The sequence below is a fragment of the Micromonospora sp. I033 genome, assembly GCF_053890995.1.
Map to the genome: position 1 here is coordinate 1 of NZ_JBSSLX010000079.1, position 23,137 is coordinate 23,137.

Genomic DNA, 23,137 nt, shown 5'->3' on the forward strand with positions numbered 1-23,137 from the left:
CGCCCGCGAGGGCTGGGGCTGGGGCCGGGAAGAGGTGGGTGGAGACGGCGGAGCCCGGGCCGCCGGTGGGCGGTCCGGGCTCCGGACGGGTTACGGGGTCAGCCGGCGTGCTTGCGGCGGGCGGCCATCCGGCCGCGCTGGGTCTGGTCCAGCACCACCTTGCGGATCCGCACCGCGGCCGGGGTCACCTCGACGCACTCGTCCTCGCGGCAGAACTCGAGGGCCTGCTCCAGCGACAGCTTGCGCGGCGGGATCAGCTTCTCGGTCTCGTCCGCGGTCGACGACCGCATGTTGGTGAGCTTCTTCTCCTTGGTGATGTTGACGTCCATGTCGTCGGAGCGGGAGTTCTCCCCGACGATCATGCCCTCGTACACCTCGGTGCCCGGCTCGACGAAGAGCTGGCCGCGCTCCTGGAGGTTGGTCATCGCGAACGCGGTGACCGAGCCGGAGCGGTCGGCGACCAGCGAGCCGTTCTGGCGGGTGCGCAGCTCACCGAACCACGGCTCGTACGACTCGAAGACGTGGTGCAGGATGCCGGTGCCGCGGGTCTCGGTGAGGAACTCGGTGCGGAAGCCGATCAGGCCGCGCGCCGGGACCAGCCACTCCATCCGGATCCAGCCGGTGCCGTGGTTGACCAGCTGCTCCATCCGGCCCTTGCGGGTGGCGAGGAGCTGGGTGATCGCACCCAGGTACTCCTCCGGGGCGTCGATGGTCAGCCGCTCGACCGGCTCGCAGGTCTTCCCGTCGATCTCCTTGGTGACCACCTGCGGCTTGCCGACGGTCAGCTCGTAGGACTCGCGCCGCATCTGCTCGACCAGGATGGCCAGGGCCAGCTCACCACGGCCCTGCACCTCCCAGGCGTCCGGCCGCTCGGTGGGCAGTACCCGCAGCGAGACGTTGCCGATCAGCTCCTTGTCGAGCCGGTCCTTGACCATGCGGGCGGTGACCTTGGCGCCCTTGACCCGGCCGACCAGCGGCGAGGTGTTGGTGCCGATGGTCATCGAGATGGCCGGCTCGTCGACGGTGATCAGCGGCAGCGGGACCGGGTTCTCCGCGTCGGCAAGGGTCTCGCCGATCATGATCTCCGGGATGCCGGCGACCGCGATGATGTCGCCGGGGCCGGCGCTGTCGGCCGGCTTGCGCTCCAGGCCCTCGGTCATCAGCAGCTCGGAGATGCGGACCCGCTGGCTGCTGCCGTCGGTGCGGCACCAGGTCACCGTCTGGCCCTTGCTGATGGTGCCCTGGCGGACCCGGCACAGCGCCAGCCGGCCGAGGAACGGGGAGGCGTCGAGGTTGGTGACGTGCGCCTGCAGCGGCGCGTCCTCCTCGTACGCGGGGGCCGGGATGGTGTCCAGCAGGGTGCGGAACAGCGGCTCCAGGTTGTGGCTGTCGCTGGGCACCGAGCCGTCGGCCGGCTGGGTCAGCGAGGCGATGCCGTCGCGGGCGCAGGCGTAGACGATCGGGAAGTCGATCTGCTCCTCGTCGGCGTCCAGGTCGAGGAAGAGCTCGTAGGTGTCGTCCACGACCTCCTTGATCCGGGCGTCGGGGCGGTCCACCTTGTTGATCACCAGGATGATCGGCAGCCGGGCGCGCAGCGCCTTGCGGAGCACGAACCGGGTCTGCGGCAGCGGGCCCTCACTGGCGTCGACCAGCAGCACCACCCCGTCGACCATGGTGAGGCCGCGCTCGACCTCGCCGCCGAAGTCGGCGTGCCCCGGGGTGTCGATGATGTTGATCGTCACCGGCTCGGAGCCGTCCGCCGGCAGGTAGCGCACGCCGGTGTTCTTGGCGAGGATGGTGATGCCCTTCTCCCGCTCGAGGTCCATCGAGTCCATGACCCGCTCGGTGTCCTCGCCACGGGCACCGTAGGCGCCGGCCTGCCGCAACATGGCGTCGACCAGGGTCGTCTTGCCGTGGTCGACGTGGGCGATGATGGCGACGTTGCGGAGGTCGGTGCGTAGCTGCATACCCTCCATACTCCTGTCTGCGGTTGCCGGGGCACGCCTCGGGGTCACCCCGAGATCGCCCGGATCTCTGCCTAAAGTGCTGTCCCGACCGTTCCAGCGACTGGCATGCTGGCTCCCGTGCGGGGGACCGGATGCCTGACCTGCTGAACTGGCTGCAGGAGCTGCCGCCCCTGCTGATCTACCTGGTCGCCGCGGCGATCGTCGCGGGCGAGACCGCGGTGATCTTCGGACTGCTGGTGCCGGGCGAGGCGACCCTGTTGCTGGTCGGCTTCTTAGCCTACGCGGGGACGCTGCGGATTATTCCGGCGCTGCTGGCCATGACGGCGGCGGCCGTGATCGGAGACACACTCGCCTATCGGGCCGGCCGGCGGTACGGGCCGAAACTGCGTGCCTCCGGCCTCGGTGCCCGGATCGGGCCCGAGCGGTGGCGGCGCGCCGACTCGCTGCTCGACCGGCTGGGCGGCCGGGGCGTGCTGGCGGCCCGCTGGGTGGCCTTCGCCCGCACGCTGGCGCCCCGGCTGGCCGGCGCGGCCGGGCTGCCGTACCGGCGGTTCGCGCCGTGGAACCTGGCCGGGGTGGTGACCTGGGTCGGCGCCTCCGTGCTGGCCGGCTACGCCGCCGGCGAGTCCTACGAGCGGGTGTCCCGGTTCCTCGGGCGGGCCACCGGCGCCGTGCTCGTGCTGCTGGTCTGCCTGGTCGGCGTCGTACTGGCCGGCCGTTGGCTGGGTCGCAACCCGGACCCGGTGCGGGCGCTGGCCGCCCGGGCCGCCGCCCTGCCCCCGCTGCGCTGGCTGCGCGCCCGCTACGGGGTGCTGTTCTTCCTGGTCGCCATGCGGTTCGGTCCGGCCGGGACGCTGCTGATCAACCTGGCCGCCGGCCTGCTGCTGCTCTTCGCCGCCGGGTTGGCCGTCGCGGCGGTGCTGGAGGCGGTCGTCCGGCACAGCGGGCTCGGGGTGCTCGACGGGCTGGTCGCGGACTGGTTCGCCGCCCGGCGTACCCCCGGAGTGGTCGACACGGCGCTGGCCGCGGTCTCGGTGCTGCGCGGCTGGCTGCTGATCGCCGCGGTGGCCCTGGTGGCGGCGGTGGTGGCCTGGCGGAACCGGCCCTGGCGGGCCGACCTGCTCAGCGTGCTCGGCACGGTCGGGGCGTTCGTGCCGCTGGTGGTGCTGGTGGTGGTCGCCGGCCTGACCGGGCCGGGCGGCCCGGACGGCGCCCCGGACCTGCTGCCCACCCAGAACGCGGTGGTCACGGCCAGCTTCGGCACGCTGGCCTGGCTGCTGTCCCGGGGCGCCCGCTGGCCGGTGGCGGTGGCGGTCTGGACGGGCGCGCTGGCCGGCGTGGTCGCCGTCACCGGCGCCCGGCTCTACCTGGGGTGGAGCACGGCCAGCGGCACCGCCACCTCGGTGCTGCTCGGTGTGGCCTGGGTCACCGTGTTCGTGGTCGCCTGGGCCACCCGGGACCACGCGGTCGGCAAGGACGGCCGGCCGCCCGGCGGGTCGGGTGAACCGACCACAGGGGACGCTCCGCCGCGGCCGCGGGGCTCCCGGCCGGCGTCACGGGTACCTCGCCGGCCCGTCGACCCCTGCTAGGGTGCGGCGGACGACCACGGGGGAGGTCTGATGCGTCGAGGAGTGGGCCGCTGGGCCACGGCGGCGGTCGCCGCGTTGCTGGCGGCGAGTGTGGTCACCGGGTGCGGCGGGGAGAAGCCGACCCGCGAGGTGGCGGTCGAGGTGACCGGTGAGGCGCCCGTCGAGGCGCCCGCGGACGGCCCCGCGGACCTGCCGAGCGAGGAACCGCCGGCGGTCGCGGCGATGGGCGCCAAGCCCAGCGCCAGGCCCAGCCCGAGTGCGTCGGCGAAGCCGAAGCCCAAGCCGACCCGCACCACCACCGCTCCACTCGCCACGCCGAAGCCGCCCACCGAGACCCAGGTGCCGCCGCCCCCGCCGAAGCCGCCGGCGAGCGGTTGCCAGCCGAGCTACCGGGGCACCCAGGCGACCCGCAGCCAGGTGAAGGCGGCACTGTCCGACGCGGCGGCCCGGACCTACTGGCCCACCTCCGCCCCGGACATCAAGATCCCGCTGACCCTGGTGAAGGCGACCGCCTGGCAGGAGAGCGGCTGGCAGTCCAACATCGTGGCCTGCGACGGCGGCATCGGCCTCATGCAGGTCATGCCGGCCACCGCGGACTGGATGAACCAGCGGTTCGGCCAGTCCTACGACATCGACGACTACCGCGACAACGCCTACCTCGGCGGCACCTACCTGGCCTGGCTCACCAAGTACATCGGCGACATGTACTTCGAGTCGGACTACCGGCTGGACGCCTCGCTGTGCACCTCGGAGTTGAACTCCTGCCTGCTCAACGCGGTGATCGCGGCGTACAACTACGGGCACGGCGCGGTGGCCCGCGAGGGTGAGCCGCTGACCATCCCGAACCCGCAGTACGTGCGCAACGTGCGGGCGCTGATGACCGAGTGCGTCTGCCTGACCTACTGAGCTGACGGGACCGGGCCCCGGCGGACGACCGCCGGGGCCCGCCCTGTTCAGTTCCGCGCGCCGGCCGGCGCCACGGGCGCCGGGGGCGTCTCCGCCGGGGCGTCGGGCTCGCGGGCGATCCGTCCCGGCCACCAGAACCGGTCGCCGAGTCCGAACGCCAGCGCCGGCACCAGCACCGTGCGGACCAGCAGCGTGTCCAGCAGGACGCCGACGCAGACGATGACCCCGATCTGGGTGAGGGTGAGCAGCGGCAGCACGCCGAGCACGGCGAAGACCGCCGCGAGCAGCACACCCGCGCTGGTGATGACCCCGCCGGTGACCCGCAGCGCCGAGCGCGTCCCGTCCCGCGTGCCGAGCCGGCGGGCGTCCTCGCGGGCCCTGGTGACCAGGAAGATGTTGTAGTCCACGCCGAGCGCCACCAGGAACACGAAGGCGAGCAGCAGCACCCCGCTGTCCAGCGCCGGGAAGCCCAGCACCCGGTCGAAGAGCAGCCAGGCCGCGCCGAGGCTGGCGAAGAACGAGGCGATGACCGTCAGCACCAGCAGCACCGGGGCCAGCAGGCCGCGGAGCAGCAGCACCAGCACCACCCCGACCAGAACCAGGATGATCGGCAGGATCAGCCACAGGTCCCTGGTGTTCGCCCGGTCCGAGTCGTAGGTGGCGGCCACCGCGCCGCCGACCAGCGCACCCTCGGGGGCGTCGGCGCCGGCGACCGTGGGCGGCGCGGAGTCCGGCACGGCGGCGACCGCCTCGCGCAGCGCCTCGACAGCCCGGTCCGAGGCCGTGGTGCCCGGCTCGGCCGCCAGCACCACGTCGACCTGGGCGACCCGGTCGCCGGCGGCGCCGGGCCGGGCGGAGGCGACCCCGTCGACGGCGCCGGCGGCGGCCAGCACCGCCGGTGCCGCGCCCGGGTTGGTGAGTACGGCGACCGGTTGGGTGGTGCCGGCCGGGAAGGCCCGGGCCAGGGTCTCCGCGCCGGCCACCGCCTCCGGCTTCACCCGGAACTGCTCGGTCTCCGACAGGCCGGTGCGGATGCCCAGGCCGCCGAGGGCGAGAGCGGCGAGGAGCAGGGTGGCCAGCGCGGCGACCGGCAGCGGCCGGCGGGCGACGGCGTCGCCGAGCCGGCCCCAGAGCCGGCCCTCGCGCGCCGCGCCACCGACCCGGGGTACGAACGGCCAGAACAGCCCCCGCCCGAAGAGCACCAGGACGGCCGGGAGCACGAGGAGCGCGGACGCCATGGCGAGGACCACGCCGGTGGCGCAGGCCACCGCGAGCGCCCGGTTGGTCTCCTGCTCGGACAGCAGCAGGGTGAGGACGCCGAGCACCACGGTGGAGCCACTGGCCAGGATCGGCTCGGCGGTCCGGCGCAGCGCCGCCCGCATCGCGGTGAAGCGGTTCTCCTCGCGGCGCAGCTCCTCCCGGTACCGGGCGATCAGCAGCAGCGCGTAGTCGGTCGCGGCGCCGAAGACGAGCACGCTGGCGATGCCGGTGACCTGGCCCTCCTGGAGGTGGATGCGGAGCGCGGGCACGATCGTGTCGACGGCGCGCAGGGTGAGCTGCTCGGTCGCGGCGACCACCAGCAGCGGCACGATCCACAGGAACGGGCTGCGGTAGGTGACCAGCAGCAGCAGCGCCACGACGCCGGCGGTGACCGCGAGCAGGGTGAGGTCGGCGCCGTCGAAGACCTTCGTGAGGTCGGCGGTGAAGGCGGGCGCGCCGGTCACCTCGACGGTCAGCCCGTCGGGCAGGTCGGCCAGCGCCGCGCGGAGCTCGGCCACCTCGTCCACCACGGCCTCCTGGCCCCCGGCGGTGGCGAGCGGCACGGCGACCAGGGCCACCGTGCCGTCGGGGGAGAACTGGGCCGGCGCGACCCGCCCGCCGGCGGCGAGCCGGCTCAGGGTGGCGGACACGCCGTCGAGCGCGGCGCGGTCGGACCCGGCCAGCGGAGCCCGGTCGGCGCGGCTGACCACCACGACGGCGGGCTGCACGTCGCTGTCCGGGAGCTGGTCCTGCAGCCGTTCGACCTGCGTCGACTGCCACCGCACGGACAGGCCGGTGGCGGAGACGGGCTCGGGGTTGTCGGGGCGGGGGAGCCCGAAGACGACCGCGCCGACGACGAGCGCGGCGGCCACCGTGAGCCAGGCGGCGAGCCGGCCCCGGGCGACGCGGGTGAACAGTGACATCGGGGTGCCCTCACGTGATCACTAATCTCGGCTAGCAAGTATCTCGATGGTCGAGATTATCGGCGGAGGTTCTATGCTGCAACCGGACGGTTCGGGCAGGAGGTGGCGGCGAGAGTGGGCGCGCAGAGCATGTACCGGCGGCGGGACGACCCGCGCGGGCGGATGATCGCGGACATCACCAACGAGCTGCGCCGCTACTCGGTGGACGCGCAGCACATCGGGCACGCGTTCGCCGGCCTGCACGGCCTCAACGCCACCGACCTGCACGCCCTCATCGCCGTGATGGACGCCGAGCTGCAGGGCGACCCCATCACCCCCGGCCGGCTCGGGGAGGCGCTCAACCTCTCCTCCGGGTCGGTGACCGCGCTGGTCGACCGGCTCGAACGGGGCGGGCACATCCGACGCGACCGCGACACCGCCGACCGGCGCAAGGTCCTCCTGCACTACGCCGACCGCGGCGCCACCCTGGCCCGTGACTTCTTCGGCCCGCTGGGCCGGCGGACCGACGAGGTGATGGCCCGGTTCAGCGACGACGAGCTGGCCGTCGTGCACCGGTTCATGACCGAGATGGTGCTCTCGATGCGCGAGCATCGCGACGCCGTGCGCGCGGCCCGGGGCGAGCCCCGGCGGGGCGGCACGGCGGACAGCGCCGCGGACTGAGCGTGCGACGGCTGGTCACCCGGCTCGCCGCGGCGGCGCTGCGGCTGCCGGCCGCCCGGACCCGGCGCGTCACCGTGACGCGGGACCTCCCGGTCCGGGTCCGCGACGGCGTGACGCTGCGCACCGACCACTACGCCCCCGACCTGCCCGGCGCTCCCTGCGTGCTGATCCGCACCCCGTACGGGCGGGGCGGTCCGGTCCGGCTGCTCGGCCACCTCGTCGCCGAGCGCGGCTACCACGTGGTGATCCAGTCCTGCCGGGGCACGTACGGGTCCGGCGGCGAGTTCGCCCCGCTGGTGCACGAGCGCGACGACGGGCTGGACACCCTCGACTGGCTGCGCCGGCAGCCCTGGTGGGCCGGCGGGTTCGGCATGTTCGGCGCCAGCTACCAGGGGTTCGTGCAGTGGGCCGTCGCGGCCGAGGCGGGCGACCAGCTACGCGCCATGGTCGCCGTGGTCACCGCCTCGGCCACCCGGGACTCGACGTACGCGGGCGAGTCGTTCGCGCTGGACACCGTGCTCACCTGGGCGGAGCTGCTCCAGGCGCAGACCGTGCCCTGGCTGGCCCGGCAGTGGGAGCTCAAGCGCGGCCAGCCCCGGCTCACCCGGGCGCTGGCCCACCTGCCGCTGGCCGAGACGGACCGGATCGCCACCGGGGTCACCGTGCCGTTCTTCCAGGAGTGGTTGCGCCACCACACCCCGGACGCGGACTACTGGCGGACCCGCATCTTCGGCGACCGGATCGCCGAGGTCCGCGCGCCGGTGACGATGGTCAGCGGCTGGCAGGACATCTTCCTCCCCGCCCAGCTCGACGACTACGCCCGGCTCCGGGCGGCCGGCGCCCGCCCCCGGCTGACCGTCGGCCCCTGGACCCACGGCAGCCCGGGGCTCCTGGTGGCGGCCCTGCGCGAGGGGCTCGACTGGCTCGACGAGCACCTGGCCGGGCGCCCGGCGCCGGGCCGCGCGCCGGTCCGGGTGCACGTCGGCGGCGCCGGCGGCGGCTGGCGCGACCTGCCCGACTGGCCCCCGCCGGCCGAGCCCACCCGCTGGCACCTGCACGCCGGCCGGGTGCTCGCCCCCGCGCCGCCGGTGGCCTCCGCCCCCGACCGGTTCCGCTACGACCCGGCCGACCCCACGCCGTCCCTCGGCGGCCCGCTGCTGGTCGCCCAGCAGGCCGGCCCGGTGGACAACCGGCCGGTGGAGGCCCGGCCGGACGTGCTGACGTACACCAGCGCGCCGCTGGCCGGTCCGGTCGAGGTGGTCGGTCCGGTGCGCGCCGAGATCCACGTGCGCAGCGAGCTGTCCTACCTGGACGTCTTCGTCCGGCTCTGCGACGTCGACCGGCGCGGGCGGTCCTGGAACGTCTGCGACGGCCTGGTCCGGGTCGCCCCCGGGGGCTTCCCGCGGGATCCGTCCGGCGTGGTCCGGGTGCCGGTCACCCTCTGGCCCGCCGCGCACCGCTTCGCCCCCGGGCACCGGCTGCGCGTCCAGGTCTCCGGCGGTGCCCATCCGCGCTACGCGCGGAACCCGGGCACCGGCGAGCCGCTCGGCACGGCCGTCACTCTTCGTGCTGGCTGGCGGGAGATCCTGCACGATCCCGAGCATCCTTCGGCCTTGGTGCTACCCGTCGCGCCGGCACCGTCCACAGCGGGCCCATAGTTCCAGATAGTGCCTCTGACCTGGGCACCTTCCCGCCAGCGTGGATATCCTCGGGACAGAGCCCGGTGCCGTGCAGCTATCCGGCGGGGCGCGTCCCCCGGACCCTTCGCCTTCACGCGTAGTGACTGTCGCGCCCTCGTCGGCCCATTGATCCGGAGGGGAGACCCCATGACGACGGCTCCGGCAAATCTGTTGGCCGTCCGCAACCTGCTGCTCACCTATCTCAACGTCGACAAGAACACCGTACGGACCCAGGACCTGGAACCGGGCGAGGTCGGCATCGTCGGCGACAGCAACCACCGGGGTGGGTACCACTGCGGTTCCGACCGGGTGGTGCCCAACGACTACTCGGTGGTGGAGTCCACCCGGGACTCCTCGGGGCTGACCCTGCACGCCTCCGCCCTGGACGTCGGGACGTTCTCCGTCTCCTCGGGCGGCGCCACCCACAACCTGCGTACCTTCTCCACCTGGTTCGTGTCGCAGTGCGCCGCGGGCGCCGCGGACGCCCGGGACATTCGGGAAATCATCTATTCCCCGGACGGCAGGACGGTGAAGCGCTGGGACCGGTTGGGCAAGCGCACCACCGGGGACAGCAGCCACCTGTTCCACACCCACTTCAGCTTCTTCCGCGACTCCACCAAGGCGGGCTGGGACCAGACCCCGCTGTTCCGCCGCTACCTGACCGCGATCGGCCTGATCGCCCCAGTGAAACCGGAGAATGGCATGGAACAGACCGACAAGCTCATCAGGGACACCGGATACCCGGACCGAACGGTCGGCGACGTCCTGGCCGACCTGGAGAACCTGCGCAACTGGCTGATCTCGCCGGTCAACACCACCGGCCTGGTCGGCCCGCCCCAGGCGAACTCGCCGCTGCAGCTGATGCTGGCCATGGCTCGGGCGTGGCCGGCGCTCGTCGCGCAGGTGACCGGGCTGTCCAACAAGGACTTCACCGACGAGCAGCAGATCGTCACCGGGGTGCTCGCCGGCCTGCCGCCGGAGAAGATCGCCGCGGCGATCCCGCCGCAGATCGCCCGGGACGTCGCCGACGAGCTGTCCCGGCGACTGACCGGCTGACCCGGGCCCGGCCCCGCGGCGAGTGCCGCGCCGCGGCCCGGGGTCGAAAGTCAGCAACAGATATTGCGCAACAACTCTTGCGGATGTCATGCTCTCCCCATGGAGAAGCCCACCGTCCGGCACGTCACCGACTCCCGCGTCCTCGCCGCGCTCGCCCATCCGCTGCGCCGCCGCCTCATGGACGTCCTCAAGGTGTACGGCCCGTGCCCCGTCGGCCTGCTCGCCGAGCGCACCGGCCAGGCGCCGGCCAACGTCAGCCACCACCTCAAGGTGCTGGCCTCCGCCGACCTCGTGCTGGAGGCGCCCGAACTGGCCCGGGACCGCCGGGAACGCTGGTGGCGCCTCCGCGACCCGGCGGTGCGCTGGTCCAACACCGAGTTCGACGGCGATCCCGCCGCCCGGGCGGTGGCCGACGCGGCCAGTTCGCTGAACCTCGATCGACACGTCGCCCTGGTCCGGGCCTGGCACGCCGCGCCCGACGAGGCCCACGCCGCCTGGGGCGACGGCCCGTTCAGCACCGACAAGTGGCTGCACCTGACCCCCGCGGAGCTGGAGCAGCTCAGCCGCGAGGTGACCGACCTCTTCGCCCGCTGGGCCGACCGGCCCGCCCCGGACGACGGGCAGCGACGCGAACCGGTGTTCCTGTTCGCCCACGGCGTCCCGGGCCAGCCGTGACCGCCCCGGTCCGCACCACGGCCCCGGACACCCGGCCCCGAGCGGGCGAGAGCCTGCTCCGGCACCGTGACTTCCGGCTGCTCTGGGCCGGGCAGACGGTCAGCGCCGTCGGCAGCAACGTGACCGCCGTGGCGCTGCCCCTGGTCGCGGTGGCCGTCCTCGACGCGACCACGTTCCAGGTGGCGGTGCTCACGGCCGCGGCCTGGCTGCCCTGGCTGCTGGCCGGCCTCCCCGCCGGGGCCTGGGTCGACCGGGTCCGCCGGCGCCCCGTGATGATCGCCGCGGACCTGGTCTCGGCCGCGCTGTTCGCCAGCGTCCCGGTGGCCGCCCTGCTCGACCTGCTCACGGTCGGGCAGCTCCTGGTCGTCGCCCTCGGCGCCGGCCTGGCCCGGGTGTTCTTCGAGACCGCCGACCAGGTCTACCTGCCCACGCTGCTGCGTCCCGACCAGGTGCCGGCGGGCAACGCCCGGCTGCACGCCACGCAGACCGCGAGCTACCTCGTCGGCCCCGGGCTGGCCGGCCTGATCGCCCAGCTCGCCGGCGCGGTGACCGCGGTCCTGCTCGACGCCGTCAGCTTCCTGGTCTCCGCCGCGTGCCTGAGCCGGATCCGGACCGTCGAGCCCCGGCCGGGTCGCCCCGCCGGGACGCCCTCGCTGCGCCGGGAGGTGGTCGACGGGCTGCGCTTCGTGGTCCGCGACCCGTACCTGCGGGTGCTCACGGTCTTCGGCGCGGCCAGCAACATCGGGCTCGCCGGCTACCAGGCGGTGCTCGTGGTCTTCCTGGTCCGCTCCGCCGGGCTGCCGGCCGGGCTGGTCGGGCTCCTGATCGGACTCGCCAGTGTGGGCGGGCTCCTCGGCGCCGCCCTGGCCACCGGGCTCGCCCGGCGGCTCGGCTCGGCCCGCGCCCTGCTCGTCGCGGGCGGGCTCGCCGGCCCGCCGGCGCTGCTCATCCCGCTGGCCGGCCCGGGCGGCCGGGTGGCCTGGCTGGTGCTCGGCGGCGCGCTGGTCAGCCTGGGCGTCGCCGTGGGCAACGTGGTGAAGGCCAGCTTCCGGCAGACGTACACGCCGCACCGGCTGCTCGGGCGGGTGACCGTGAGCATGCAGCTGCTCAACTACGGCACCATCCCGCTCGCCGCCCTGCTGGCCGGGGCACTGGGCGCCGCGTGGGGGCCGGCCGGGGCGATGCGGGTGATGACCGCCTGGCTCGCGCTGACCCCGCTCATCCTGCTCGCCGGGCCGCTGAGGCGGCGGCGTGACCTGCCGGCCGCGCCGGCCTGAGAATGCGCTGCGGCGGCGGTCGGACAGCCGACCGCCGCCACCGGCACGAAGCTAGATCGGACGGACGTTGTCCGCCTGCGGGCCCTTCTGCCCCTGGGTCACCTCGAACTCGACCTTCTGGCCCTCGTTCAGCTCGCGGTAGCCGCTGGATTGGATGGCCGAGTAGTGGACGAACACGTCCGGACCTCCGCCGTCCTGCTCGATGAAGCCGAAGCCCTTTTCCGAGTTGAACCACTTGACCGTGCCGGTTGCCATGCGTCTCTCCCTGTTCAATGCGGGCGAGCGCCGGTCGCGGCCGGTGATCGCCCTGTACCTTCCCGACAGTAACCGCCCGAACCGCGATCCGCTGGCGGAAGTGCCGGCGTGGCCCGCGAATACGCCGTCAGCGGGAAAATCCCTCCGCCCCGGGACGGCGGGGGGCATGCTTGCCCCGGTGAGGACACCGACGCCGCTGGCCGACCTGGAACGGGAGATCGCGGCGCCCGGCGACGGCCTCGACCGGCTCCGGCTGGTCGACGCGCCGTTCGTGCCGGAGGTCCGGCTGCACCTCGCCGAGGACGCCATCCTCTGGTGGGCCCGGATGGAGGCGGCGGCCGGCCGGTCGCTGCCGCCGCCGTACTGGGCGTCCGTCTGGGCCGGCGGGCAGGCGCTGGCCCGGCACCTGCTCGACCATCCCGAGCTGGCCGCCGGGCGGCGGGTGCTCGACCTGGCCGCAGGCTCCGGGCTGGTCGCCATCGCGGCCGCGCTCGCCGGCGCCGACCGGGTGGTCGCCAACGACGTCGACCCCTGGGCGGTGGCGGCCGTGACGGTCAACGCCCGGGCCAACCGGGTGACCGTGGCCGCCACCGGGGACGACCTGCTGGACGGCATCGCGAGCGCCGACCTGGTGCTGGCCGGCGACGTCCTCTACGACGCCGCGCTGGCCGCGCGGGTGCTGCCCTACCTGCAACGGGCCGCCGACCGGGGCGTCCAGGTGCTGGTCGGCGACCCGGACCGGGGACACCTGCCGCCGGACCGGCTGGAGCTGGTGGCGGCGTATCCGGTGCCCGTCACCGAGCCCTCGGTCGACTCCCCGGTCCGCCGCGTCCAGGTCCTCCGCCCGCGCTGAGCACTCAGGGATCCTCCGGATACGGACTCGGGGGCCGGTGGGGGATCAAACCCGATGTGCCGGGTGGCCCGGGGGCCATAGCGTACGGAGCATGACGGATCTGCTGGCCCAGATCGGGGACCTGCCCACCACCCTGCTGATGGGCATGCTGGGCATGGTCATGCTCGCCGACGCCGTACCCCTGCTCGGGGTGCTGGTGCCCGGCGACGCCGCCGTTCTCGCCGCGGTCGGCGCGGGCCGGCCGGCGACCGGCCTGGCGACCGTCGTGGCGGTGGTGGCCGGCTGCCTGGCCGGCTGGTCGTTGAGCTTCCTGGCCGGGCGGCGCTGGGGCGAGCGGCTGCGCCGCAGCCGGCTGGGTGACTGGATCGGCGAGCCGCGCTGGGCGGCCGCCGAGGCGCTGCTGCGCCGCGGCGGCGGGCGGATGGTGCTGGTGGCGCCGTTCCTGCCGGTGTTCAACGCGTTGCTGCCGCTGGCCGCCGGCGGGCTGCGGATGTCCTACCGGAGGTTCGCCGTCTGCGCGGCGTTCGGTGCGACGCTCTGGGCAGGTCTCTACGTGGCCCTCGGCATCACGGCGCGGGCGCTGACCGGGCTGCTGCCCGGGACGCCGAACCCGACCGTGCTCACGATGGCGGTCGGCCTGCTGCTCGCCGGCCCGGTGCTGCTCGGCACCCGGCACCGGCTGCGCGCGGTGACCGCCGCGGACGCCGGCTGAGCGGGCCGGCCGGGCCGGCCCGCCGCGCTCACCAGCCCCGGGCCCGCCACTGCGGCAGCGCGGGGCGCTCGGCGCCGAGGGTGCTGTCCTTCCCGTGGCCGGGATAGAACCAGGTCTCGTCCGGCAGCCGGCCGAAGAGCTTCTGCTCGACGTCGTCGATGAGCTGGCCGAACCGTTCCGGGTCCTGCTCGGTGTTGCCGACCCCGCCGGGGAAGAGCGAATCGCCGGTGAACAGGTGCGGCACGCCGGACGGGTCCCGGTAGAGCAGCGCGATCGAACCGGGGGTGTGTCCCTTGAGGTGGATCACCTCCAGCGCGCAGTCGCCGACCGGGACCGTGTCGCCCTCGCGCAGCGGCTCGGCGTCGATCGGCAGCCCTTCGGCGTCGTCGGCGTGCACCAGCGGGCGGGCGCCGGTCTTGGCGACCACCTCCTCCAGGGCGACCCAGTGGTCCATGTGCCGGTGGGTGGTGACCACCGCGGCCAGCCCGCCGTCACCGGCGAGGTCGAGCAGGCGCGGCGCCTCGTTCGCGGCGTCGATCAGCACCTGCTCCCCGGTCTCCCGGCAGCGCAGCAGGTAGGCGTTGTTGTCCATGGGGCCCACCGACACCTTGCTGATGGTGAGCCGGTCGAGCTCGCGCACGGCCGGCGCACCGCCGGGCGTGACGTCTCCGCTGTAGGTCATGACGGTGTTCAGATCCATTCCGGTGGAGTCGGCAGGGGACCGGCGGGAGTGACGGTGAGCGCCCCGCCCGCGCTGCGGCCGGTCAGCCAGGCGGCGAGTTCCGGCGCGGGGCCGGTGATCGTGGGCGCCCCCTCGGCGTCACCCACGACGAGTTCGTGCCGGAAGCCGTCGAAGCGCAGCACCATGGCCGGCGCCTCCGGGTTGCCGGCCAGGCCGGCCGCCACCTCGTGCAGCAGCCGCTGGGCGAACGCGTCCGGCCAGTCGGCCGGCCGGTAGCCGGCGCCCAGGTCGACGTGGTGCACCTCGACCTCGCGCAGCCGGCCCCAGACCAGCATCGCCGCCGGCCACGGGCCGCGCCGGGTCTGCACGGTGGCCCCCCACGCCTCGACCGGCATCTCGGCGACCGCCGCGGTGAACCGCTGCGAGCTGCGGCGCAGGTCGTCCATGAGGTCGGCCGCCCCTCGGCCGGCCCCCGCCTCGATGTCGGCGGACCGGGCCTCGGGGCTGGCGTACATCGGGATGTCCTCGCCGGTGCGGGCGGCGGTGAGCAGGTTGACCAACCCGTCGGCGTTGCGGGCCAGGTGGGTCAGGACGTGCGCCCGGGTCCAGCCCGGCAGCAGGGACGGCGCGGCGACGTCGTGGTTGCCCAGGGCGGCCACGGTACGCACCAGGCGGGCGTTCGCCTCGTCCAGCTCGCCGGTCAGCAGGAGGGGATCGCTCGTCACTCTGACTCCTCGGTTCGCGACAGCGGGGCTCGCAGGACGGGCTCACTCCTCGCGCTCACGGTGTCGACCCTAGCGGGCGGCCGCCGCCGCGTCGCCGGGGAAATCGCTTTCGGCGCGTCGGCGCGCCCCCTACCGTCGGGGCCGACGGCTTCAGGTGGCGGCGCGTCGGACGCGCCGGGCCGACGTCGTCGTGGGACGCGGCACCGGGAGTCGGAGCGGAGGTGGTGAGCATGCCGGTCGCAGCACGCGTGTTCCGCCACGAACCCCCTCGACACCGATAGGGACATCATGACCATCGATCTGACCGCCCTCGGCTGGGACGCCGACCGGGCGGCGTACCCGAATCCACGCGGCGACCGCCGACCGGGCCGGGTGGCCCGCGTCGACCGCGGCGTCTGCACCGTGCTCCGCCCGGAGGGGCCCGTCCGGGCCAGCCTGGGCGGCGGCGTGCTGGCCGCCGCGGCCCGCGACCTGACCGCGCTGCCCTGCGCCGGCGACTGGGTGCTGCTGGCCACCTGGCCGGACGGGCCGGTCACCGTGGAGACCGTGCTGCCCCGCCGCACCGCGCTGGTCCGGCGCACCGCCGGCAAGGACGCGAGCGGCCAGGTGCTGGCCGCCAACCTCGACGCCGCCGCGGTGGTCGAGCCGGTGCACCCGGCGCCGGACGCCGCCCGCATCGAGCGGCTGCTCTCCCTGGCGCACGAGTCCGGCGCCGAGCCGCTCGTCGTGCTCACGAAGGCCGACCTGGCTCCCGACCCGGCGGCGGTGGCCCGGCAGTTGGCCGCCCTGGCCCCGGGGGTGCCGGTGCTGCCGGTCAGCGCCGAGCGCGGCGCGGGGCTGGACGCGCTGCGCCGGTACGTCGCGCCGGGGCGCACCCTCGGCCTGCTCGGGCCGTCCGGCGCGGGCAAGTCGAGCCTGGTCAACGCGCTGGCCGGGGCCGACGTGATGCGGACCCAGGCGATCCGGCGGTCCGACGGCAAGGGCCGGCACACCACCACCTGGCGGGCGCTGGTGCCGATCCCCGGTGGGGGAGCGGTGCTGGACACCCCCGGCGTGCGGGCGGTCGGCCTGCTCGACGGCTCGGCCGGCCTGGACCGGGCGTTCGCCGACATCGCCGAGCTCGCCGCCGGCTGCCGCTACGCCGACTGCGCCCACGAGGCCGAGCCGGCCTGCGCGGTGCGGGCGGCGCTGGACAGCGGCGAGCTGCCGGTCCGGCGCTGGGAGAACTGGCGCCGGCTCCAGCGTGAGGTGGCGTACGAGAGCCGGCGCCGTGAGGTCCGGCTGGCCGCCGAGCGCCGGGGCAGCTGGCGGAGCGGCCGGCGGCGGACCGGGCGTCCGGCGACCCCGCCCGGACCCGGGGCATTCTAGGAGCGTGCCGGGGCGGTCGGGCGGGCTGCGTCGCTTCCCGCCCGACCGCGCTGACCTGGGGGAATGTCCGCCCGACAGAAGTTGTCATACCTCGGGGCTAGAGTTGCCGAGGCGTCTTCCCTGCGCCTCGACGACCCTCGAAAACCGCCCAGACCCCGTGTCGGGCGGACAGATCCGCCTCACCATCTTCTTCCGGGAGCACACGCACCGTGGCCGACCGACTGATCATCCGTGGCGCGCGCGAGCACAACCTGCGTGACGTCAGTCTCGACCTGCCCCGGGACGCCCTGATCGTCTTCACCGGGCTCTCCGGTTCGGGCAAGTCGAGCCTGGCGTTCGACACCATCTTCGCCGAGGGCCAGCGCCGCTACGTGGAGTCGCTGTCGTCGTACGCCCGGCAGTTCCTCGGCCAGATGGACAAGCCCGACGTCGACTTCATCGAGGGCCTCAGCCCCGCGGTCTCGATCGACCAGAAGTCCACCTCGCGCAACCCGCGCTCCACCGTCGGCACCATCACCGAGGTCTACGACTACCTCCGCCTGCTCTTCGCCCGCATCGGCGAGCCGCACTGCCCGATCTGTGGCGAGCGGATCTCCCGCCAGAGCCCGCAGCAGATCGTCGACCGGGTGCTGGCCATGGCCGAGGGCACCCGGTTCATGGTGCTCGCCCCGGTGGTGCGCGGCCGCAAGGGCGAATACGTCGACCTCTTCGCCGAGCTTCAGGCCAAGGGCTACGCCCGGGCCCGGGTCGACGGCGTGGTGCACCCGCTGACCGAGCCGCCGAAGCTCAAGAAGCAGGAGAAGCACACCATCGAGGTGGTCATCGACCGGCTCAGCGTCAAGCCGAGCGCCAAGCAGCGGCTGACCGACTCGGTCGAGGCGGCGCTCGGCCTCTCCGGCGGCCTGGTGCTGCTCGACTTCGTCGACCTGGCCGAGGACGACCCGGGCCGGGAGCGCCGCTACTCCGAGCACCTGGCCTGCCCCAACGACCACCCCCTGGCGATCGAGGACCTGGAGCCCCGGGTCTTCTCCTTCAACGCGCCCTACGGCGCCTGCCCGGAGTGCACCGGCCTGGGCACCAAGAAGGAGGTCGATCCGGAGCTGGTCATCCCGGACCCGGAGCGCACTCTCCGCGAGGGCGCCATCCAGCCCTGGGCGACCGGGCACAACCTCGAATACTTCCTGCGCCTGCTCGAGGCGCTCGGCGAGGCCGAGCACTTCGACGTCGACACCCCGTGGCGGGCGTTGCCGTCCCGGGCGCAGAAGACGATCCTGCACGGCTCCGACGACCAGGTGCACGTCCGCTACCGCAACAAGTACGGCCGCGAGCGCTCCTACTACACCGGCTTCGAGGGCGTGGTGCAGTGGATCGAGCGCCGGCACAGCGACACCGAGTCGGAGTGGTCGCGGGACAAGTACGAGGGCTACATGCGGGACGTGCCCTGCGCGGCCTGCGGCGGCACCCGGCTGAAGCCCGAGGTGCTCGCGGTCACCCTGGCCGGCAAGAGCATCGCCGAGGTCTGCAACCTCTCCGTCGGCGAGGCCGCCGACCTGCTCGCCGGCATCGAGCTGACCGACCGGCAGAAGATGATCGCCGAGCGGGTGCTCAAGGAGATCAACGCCCGGCTGAAGTTCCTGCTCGACGTCGGGCTCGACTACCTCTCCCTGGACCGTCCGGCCGGCACCCTGTCCGGCGGCGAGGCCCAGCGGATCCGGCTCGCCACCCAGATCGGCTCCGGCCTGGTCGGCGTGCTCTACGTGCTGGACGAGCCCTCCATCGGCCTGCACCAGCGGGACAACCACCGGCTGATCGAGACACTGCTGCGGCTGCGCGGGCTGGGCAACACGCTGATCGTGGTCGAGCACGACGAGGACACCATCCGGGTGGCCGACTGGATCGTCGACATCGGCCCGGGCGCCGGCGAGCACGGCGGCAAGATCGTGCACAGCGGGTCGGTGCCGGCCCTGCTGGAGAACGAGGAGTCGGTCACCGGGGCGTACCTGTCGGGGCGCAAGCAGATCCCCACCCCGGTCATCCGCCGGCCGCAGACCCCCGGCCGGGAGCTGGTGGTGCACGGGGCGCGCGAGCACAACCTGCGCAACCTCACCGTGAGCTTCCCGCTCGGCCAGCTCATCGCGGTGACCGGCGTCAGCGGCTCCGGCAAGTCGACGCTGGTCAACGACATCCTGCACGCCGTGCTGGCCAACCAGATCAACGGAGCCCGGCTGGTCCCCGGCCGGCACACCCGGATCACCGGTCTGGAGCACGTCGACAAGGTCGTCGGCGTCGACCAGTCGCCGATCGGGCGGACCCCGCGCTCCAACCCCGCCACCTACACCGGGGTCTGGGACCACATCCGCAAGCTCTTCGCCGAGACCACCGAGGCCAAGGTCCGGGGGTACGGGCCGGGCCGGTTCTCGTTCAACGTCAAGGGCGGGCGCTGCGAGGCGTGCTCCGGCGACGGGACCATCAAGATCGAGATGAACTTCCTCCCGGACGTCTACGTCCCCTGCGAGGTCTGCAAGGGCGCCCGCTACAACCGGGAGACCCTGGAGGTCCACTACAAGGGCAAGACGGTCGCCGAGGTCCTGGACATGCCGATCGAGGAGGCGGCCGAGTTCTTCTCCGCCATCCCGGCCATCCACCGGCACCTCAGGACCCTGGTCGACGTCGGCCTCGGCTACGTGCGCCTCGGCCAGCCCGCGCCGACCCTCTCCGGGGGCGAGGCGCAGCGCGTCAAGCTCGCCTCCGAGCTGCAGAAGCGCTCGACCGGCCGCACGGTCTACGTGCTCGACGAGCCCACCACCGGCCTGCACTTCGAGGACATCCGCAAGCTGCTGATGGTGCTCGAGGGCCTGGTCGACAAGGGCAACACGGTGATCACCATCGAGCACAACCTCGACGTGATCAAGTCCGCCGACTGGATCATCGACATGGGCCCCGAGGGCGGTCACCGGGGCGGCACCGTGCTCGCCACCGGCACGCCGGAGGAGGTCGCCGAGGTGCCGGAGAGCCACACCGGCCAGTTCCTGCGGCCGATCCTCAAGCTCGACGGCGCGGCCAAGGGTGCCAAGGCCGCCACGACCCGGGCGGCCAAGGCCAACGGCGGCCCGGCCAAGGCGCGCACCCGCAAGGTGCCGGCCGGAGCGCGCTGAGCGTGGCGTACGACGGGCGGGCCGGGACCACCGGCCCGCCCGTTTCGGATATCCATTTCGTGACGCGTCAGTATGAACCGTGCGCCAGAGTGATTCGTGTCCTGAAGTGAGGCCACTGATCACGACGGGTGGCGGCAGCCGAGAGAAAGGCCGGACATGAGTGACGACGAGGTGCTGACCGGGCCGGGTGGGCAGACTCGCCGGGCCCTGCTGGCGGGCGCCGGCGCGGTCGGGGCGGCCGTGGTGCTGACGGCGTGCGGCGACGACGCGGGGGACACGGCCGGCGGGCCGGCTCCCACCAGCGCCGGCCCGCCCGGGGCCACCAACGCCGGCGACCCCGAGGGCGGCAACCGCGACAGCACCGGTCCACTCGCCCGGACCACCGACATCCCGGTCGGCGGCGGGGCGGTCTTCGCCAGCAAGGGTGTCGTGATCACCCAGCCCGAGGCCGGCCAGTTCAAGGCCTTCGACCCGATCTGCACCCACCAGGGCTGCCCGGTGTCGAACGTCGACGGCGGCACCATCAACTGCACCTGCCACAACAGCCGGTTCTCGATCACCGACGGCTCGGTGAAGCAGGGCCCGGCCACCAGGCCGCTCGCGCCGAAGAACATCAAGGTCACCGGCGAGCAGATCGCCCTGGCCTGACCCGTCCCGCCGCGTCCCCCGCCCACGGCCGCTGTGGCGGGGGACGCGCGGCGACGGCCGGGTGTCGGGGGTGCGGACTAGGCTTGGCGCGTGGCTGACCCCTCGACCTACCGTCCCGCACCTGGCACCATTCCGGAGTCGCCAGGGGTCTACCGCTTCCGTGACGGCACCGGCCGGGTGATCTACGTGGGCAAGGCGCGCAACCTGCGCAGCCGGCTCAACTCCTACTTCGCCGACCCGGTCAACCTGCACCAGCGGACCCGGCAGATGGTCTTCACCGCCGAGTCGGTGGACTGGATCACCGTCGCCACCGAGGTCGAGGCGCTCCAGCAGGAATACACCTGGATCAAGCAGTACGACCCGAGGTTCAACGTCCGCTACCGCGACGACAAGTCGTACCCGTACCTGGCCGTGACCCTCGACGAGGAGTTCCCGCGGCTGCAGGTGATGCGCGGCGCCAAGCGCAAGGGGGTCCGCTACTTCGGGCCGTACTCGCACGCCTGGGCCATCCGGGAGACGCTGGACCTGCTGCTCCGGGTCTTCCCGGCGCGGACCTGCTCCTCCGGGGTGTTCAAGCGGGCCGGCCAGGTCGGCCGGCCCTGCCTGCTGGGTTACATCGGCAAGTGCTCCGCGCCCTGCGTGGGCAGCGTCACCGCCGAGGGGCACCGGGAGATCGTCAACGGCTTCTGCGACTTCATGGCCGGCCGCACCGACACCATGGTCCGGCGACTCGAGAAGGAGATGCTGGAGGCCAGCGAGCAGCTCGAGTTCGAGCGGGCCGCCCGGCTGCGCGACGACGTGGCGGCGCTGCGCCGGGCCATGGAGAAGCAGACCGTGGTGCTCGGCGACGGCACCGACGCCGACGTGGTGGCCTTCGCCGACGACCCCCTGGAGGCCGCGGTCCAGGTCTTCCACGTCCGCGACGGCCGGGTCCGCGGCCAGCGTGGCTGGGTGGTGGAGAAGACCGAGGAGCTGACCACCGGCGACCTGGTGCACCACTTCTGCAGCCAGGTCTACGGCGGCGAGCAGGGCGAGTCCGACGTGCCACGCGAGCTGCTCGTGCCCGCGCTGCCCGGCGACGTCGACGCGCTCGCCGACTGGCTCTCCACCCGGCGGGGCAGCCGGGTGTCGCTGCGGGTGCCGCAGCGCGGCGACAAGCGGTCGCTGCTGGAGACCGTCGAGCGCAACGCCAAGGACGCGCTCGCCCGGCACAAGCTCAAGCGGGCCGGCGACCTGACCACCCGCAGCCAGGCCCTCGACGAGATCGCCGACGCGCTCGGCATGCGCACCTCGCCGCTGCGCATCGAGTGCTTCGACGTCTCCCAGATCCAGGGCACCGACGTGGTGGCCAGCATGGTCGTCTTCGAGGACGGCCTGCCCCGCAAGAGCGAATACCGCCGGTTCATCGTGCGCGGGGCCACCGACGACCTCTCCGCGATGTCCGAGGTGCTGCGCCGGCGCTTCGCCCGCTACCTCGACGCGCGCGCCGAGACCGGGGAGATCGGCGAGGAGACCGCCGGCGACCCGGACCGGCCCGGCATCGACCCGACCACCGGGCGGCCGCGCAAGTTCGCGTACCCGCCGCAGCTCGTCGTTGTCGACGGCGGCCCGCCGCAGGTGGCGGCCGCCGCGCAGGCCCTCGCCGAGCTGGGCATCGACGACGTGGCGCTCTGCGGGCTGGCCAAGCGGCTGGAGGAGGTCTGGCTGCCCGACGACGAGTTCCCGGTCATCCTGCCGCGCACCTCCGAGGCGCTCTACCTGCTCCAGCGCGTACGCGACGAGGCGCACCGCTTCGCCATCACCTTCCACCGCCAGCGGCGCTCGAAGCGGATGACCGAGTCGGCGCTGGACAACATCCCCGGCCTCGGCGAGGTACGCCGCAAGGCGCTCCTGCGGCACTTCGGCTCGCTGAAGCGGCTCTCCGCGGCGACCGTTGAGGAGATCACCGAGGTGCCGGGGGTGGGCAAGCGGACCGCGGAGGCGATCCTGGCCGCCCTCGACGAAGGCGCCCAGCGCACCCCGAGCGCCTGACCTCCGAACCGTCGGCCTGCTGGACCGACACGGCCTCCGAGGTCGGAGCCGCTCTCGGGTCATCGCTTCGCGAACTTCGGTGGAACACCATGGGCCGCCCCCGCGGCCACCGCTCGACCTGGCCGCTGTGGCCCCGCGGCTTCGGTGGAACACCATGGGTGTCTCCCGGCCGCGGATACACCCATGGTGTTCCACTCACCGCCGGCCGGGTCCGCCTGTTCGGGGGCCGGTGGGAAGAATGTCCGTTGCATCCCGCCCTGATGGCTGCGCAGGCGGAGGTCGCCATGCCGCCCCGCGCGGATCTTGGACAGTTGCTGTTCGCTGCGAACAGCAACTGTCCAAGATCTCGGTGGGTCGACTCGAGTTTGCTGGGGTGGGGTGTCCGGGCTGCGTGATTGCCGCAGACTACGCCGACGTGGTGAGCGTTTCCGGTGGGCGCGGGTCAATGATGGTATGCGCGGTGTGGGATAGGTGTCCGCTTCGCGGGCGGGCGTGGATCAGCGCGGCGGGCGCGGTGTGCGGTGGATGTCCCCTTCACGGGGCGGCCGTGGACTAGGCGCAGGCAGGCGCGGTGCGCGGTGGATGTCCGGCTTCGCGGGGGGCCGTGGGTCAGCGCCAGCGGGCGTGGTGTGGGGTGGATGTCCGGTTCGTGGCGGCCGATGGTGAACCCGCTGTCCGGTTTCGGGCGGTGTCGTGGGGTGGTCGGGGCCACTGTC

At 73.8% G+C, this 23,137-nt stretch carries 18 protein-coding genes; 13 read left to right on the forward strand and 5 right to left on the reverse strand.

All coding sequences use genetic code 11. The features are described from left to right. Positions 1–98: 98 nt before the first annotated feature. A complete protein-coding gene (gene typA / locus ACW0Q9_RS15475; protein ID WP_456181845.1) occupies positions 99–1,967 on the reverse strand; it encodes a translational GTPase TypA in 1,869 nt (622 codons plus the stop codon). A gap of 131 nt (positions 1,968–2,098) precedes the next feature. Between typA and ACW0Q9_RS15480 the strand changes: the two genes are divergently transcribed. After that, positions 2,099–3,556 (forward strand): DedA family protein, encoded by a 1,458-nt coding sequence (locus ACW0Q9_RS15480; RefSeq protein ID WP_456181847.1) that lies wholly within the window; start codon positions 2,099–2,101, stop codon positions 3,554–3,556. 30 nt (positions 3,557–3,586) lie between these two features. Continuing rightward, positions 3,587–4,462, forward strand: coding sequence for a transglycosylase SLT domain-containing protein (locus tag ACW0Q9_RS15485; protein ID WP_456181849.1), 876 nt, complete (start codon positions 3,587–3,589; stop codon positions 4,460–4,462). A 47-nt stretch (positions 4,463–4,509) separates the two neighbouring features. On the opposite strand, the gene ACW0Q9_RS15490 is transcribed toward ACW0Q9_RS15485, so the two are convergent. Further along, positions 4,510–6,645: an MMPL family transporter gene (locus tag ACW0Q9_RS15490; protein WP_456181851.1), complete on the reverse strand. Its 2,136-nt coding sequence runs from the start codon at positions 6,643–6,645 to the stop codon at positions 4,510–4,512. 129 nt (positions 6,646–6,774) lie between these two features. Here ACW0Q9_RS15490 and ACW0Q9_RS15495 point away from each other — a divergent pair, with 129 nt between their 5' ends. The 5 genes from ACW0Q9_RS15495 (at position 6,775) to ACW0Q9_RS15515 (ending at position 11,992) form a co-directional block, all read left to right on the forward strand. Then, positions 6,775–7,305, forward strand: coding sequence for a MarR family winged helix-turn-helix transcriptional regulator (locus ACW0Q9_RS15495; protein ID WP_456181878.1), 531 nt, complete (start codon positions 6,775–6,777; stop codon positions 7,303–7,305). A gap of 2 nt (positions 7,306–7,307) precedes the next feature. Next, positions 7,308–8,963: a CocE/NonD family hydrolase gene (locus ACW0Q9_RS15500; protein WP_456181853.1), complete on the forward strand. Its 1,656-nt coding sequence runs from the start codon at positions 7,308–7,310 to the stop codon at positions 8,961–8,963. 168 nt (positions 8,964–9,131) lie between these two features. Beyond that, positions 9,132–10,040: a hypothetical protein gene (locus tag ACW0Q9_RS15505; protein ID WP_456181855.1), complete on the forward strand. Its 909-nt coding sequence runs from the start codon at positions 9,132–9,134 to the stop codon at positions 10,038–10,040. Positions 10,041–10,139: 99 nt separating this feature from the next. Then, positions 10,140–10,715 carry an ArsR/SmtB family transcription factor gene (locus ACW0Q9_RS15510; RefSeq protein ID WP_456181857.1) on the forward strand — a complete coding sequence of 192 codons (576 nt, stop codon included), beginning with the start codon at positions 10,140–10,142 and terminating at the stop codon, positions 10,713–10,715. Beyond that, on the forward strand, positions 10,712–11,992 hold the full coding sequence (locus tag ACW0Q9_RS15515; RefSeq protein WP_456181859.1) for an MFS transporter: 1,281 nt from the start codon (positions 10,712–10,714) through the stop codon (positions 11,990–11,992). The genes ACW0Q9_RS15510 and ACW0Q9_RS15515 overlap by 4 nt, the downstream gene beginning before the upstream one ends. 51 nt (positions 11,993–12,043) lie before the next feature. Here the strand turns inward: ACW0Q9_RS15515 and ACW0Q9_RS15520 are convergent, their stop codons facing one another. Then, entirely contained in the window at positions 12,044–12,247 is a 204-nt protein-coding gene (locus tag ACW0Q9_RS15520) for a cold-shock protein (RefSeq protein WP_091663412.1), read from the reverse strand. A 166-nt stretch (positions 12,248–12,413) separates the two neighbouring features. Here ACW0Q9_RS15520 and ACW0Q9_RS15525 point away from each other — a divergent pair, with 166 nt between their 5' ends. Then, positions 12,414–13,100, forward strand: a complete 687-nt coding sequence (locus ACW0Q9_RS15525) for a class I SAM-dependent methyltransferase (protein WP_456181862.1) — start codon at positions 12,414–12,416, stop codon at positions 13,098–13,100. Positions 13,101–13,191: 91 nt separating this feature from the next. Further along, positions 13,192–13,812: a DedA family protein gene (locus tag ACW0Q9_RS15530; RefSeq protein WP_456181864.1), complete on the forward strand. Its 621-nt coding sequence runs from the start codon at positions 13,192–13,194 to the stop codon at positions 13,810–13,812. A 28-nt stretch (positions 13,813–13,840) separates the two neighbouring features. Here the strand turns inward: ACW0Q9_RS15530 and ACW0Q9_RS15535 are convergent, their stop codons facing one another. Together ACW0Q9_RS15535 and ACW0Q9_RS15540 are read right to left on the reverse strand one after the other, a co-directional pair. Continuing rightward, complete coding sequence (locus ACW0Q9_RS15535) at positions 13,841–14,494, reverse strand: MBL fold metallo-hydrolase (protein ID WP_456181866.1); 654 nt, start codon at positions 14,492–14,494, stop codon at positions 13,841–13,843. An 8-nt stretch (positions 14,495–14,502) separates the two neighbouring features. Next, the gene (locus tag ACW0Q9_RS15540) at positions 14,503–15,219 is read right to left on the reverse strand and encodes a maleylpyruvate isomerase family mycothiol-dependent enzyme (protein WP_456181868.1); all 717 of its coding nucleotides are present in this window, start codon (positions 15,217–15,219) and stop codon (positions 14,503–14,505) included. A 288-nt stretch (positions 15,220–15,507) separates the two neighbouring features. Here ACW0Q9_RS15540 and rsgA point away from each other — a divergent pair, with 288 nt between their 5' ends. From rsgA to uvrC, 4 genes are all read left to right on the forward strand, one after another. Continuing rightward, a complete protein-coding gene (gene rsgA, locus ACW0Q9_RS15545) occupies positions 15,508–16,587 on the forward strand; it encodes a ribosome small subunit-dependent GTPase A (protein ID WP_456181870.1) in 1,080 nt (359 codons plus the stop codon). Positions 16,588–16,796: 209 nt separating this feature from the next. Then, positions 16,797–19,742 (forward strand): excinuclease ABC subunit UvrA, encoded by a 2,946-nt coding sequence (uvrA, locus tag ACW0Q9_RS15550; RefSeq protein ID WP_456181872.1) that lies wholly within the window; start codon positions 16,797–16,799, stop codon positions 19,740–19,742. 156 nt (positions 19,743–19,898) lie between these two features. Continuing rightward, entirely contained in the window at positions 19,899–20,390 is a 492-nt protein-coding gene (locus ACW0Q9_RS15555; RefSeq protein WP_456181874.1) for a Rieske (2Fe-2S) protein, read from the forward strand. Positions 20,391–20,480: 90 nt separating this feature from the next. Then, positions 20,481–22,421: an excinuclease ABC subunit UvrC gene (gene uvrC / locus ACW0Q9_RS15560; RefSeq protein WP_456181876.1), complete on the forward strand. Its 1,941-nt coding sequence runs from the start codon at positions 20,481–20,483 to the stop codon at positions 22,419–22,421. Positions 22,422–23,137: the final 716 nt, after the last annotated feature.

Coding starts and splice junctions, on each gene's coding strand:
- typA (WP_456181845.1), bottom strand. CDS start 1,967: ATGCAGCTACGCACCGACCTCCGCAACGTCGCCATCATCGCCCACGTC.
- ACW0Q9_RS15480 (WP_456181847.1), top strand. CDS start 2,099: ATGCCTGACCTGCTGAACTGGCTGCAGGAGCTGCCGCCCCTGCTGATC.
- ACW0Q9_RS15485 (WP_456181849.1), top strand. CDS start 3,587: ATGCGTCGAGGAGTGGGCCGCTGGGCCACGGCGGCGGTCGCCGCGTTG.
- ACW0Q9_RS15490 (WP_456181851.1), bottom strand. CDS start 6,645: ATGTCACTGTTCACCCGCGTCGCCCGGGGCCGGCTCGCCGCCTGGCTC.
- ACW0Q9_RS15495 (WP_456181878.1), top strand. CDS start 6,775: ATGTACCGGCGGCGGGACGACCCGCGCGGGCGGATGATCGCGGACATC.
- ACW0Q9_RS15505 (WP_456181855.1), top strand. CDS start 9,132: ATGACGACGGCTCCGGCAAATCTGTTGGCCGTCCGCAACCTGCTGCTC.
- ACW0Q9_RS15510 (WP_456181857.1), top strand. CDS start 10,140: ATGGAGAAGCCCACCGTCCGGCACGTCACCGACTCCCGCGTCCTCGCC.
- ACW0Q9_RS15520 (WP_091663412.1), bottom strand. CDS start 12,247: ATGGCAACCGGCACGGTCAAGTGGTTCAACTCGGAAAAGGGCTTCGGC.
- ACW0Q9_RS15525 (WP_456181862.1), top strand. CDS start 12,414: ATGCTTGCCCCGGTGAGGACACCGACGCCGCTGGCCGACCTGGAACGG.
- ACW0Q9_RS15530 (WP_456181864.1), top strand. CDS start 13,192: ATGACGGATCTGCTGGCCCAGATCGGGGACCTGCCCACCACCCTGCTG.
- ACW0Q9_RS15535 (WP_456181866.1), bottom strand. CDS start 14,494: ATGACCTACAGCGGAGACGTCACGCCCGGCGGTGCGCCGGCCGTGCGC.
- rsgA (WP_456181870.1), top strand. CDS start 15,508: ATGACCATCGATCTGACCGCCCTCGGCTGGGACGCCGACCGGGCGGCG.
- ACW0Q9_RS15555 (WP_456181874.1), top strand. CDS start 19,899: ATGAGTGACGACGAGGTGCTGACCGGGCCGGGTGGGCAGACTCGCCGG.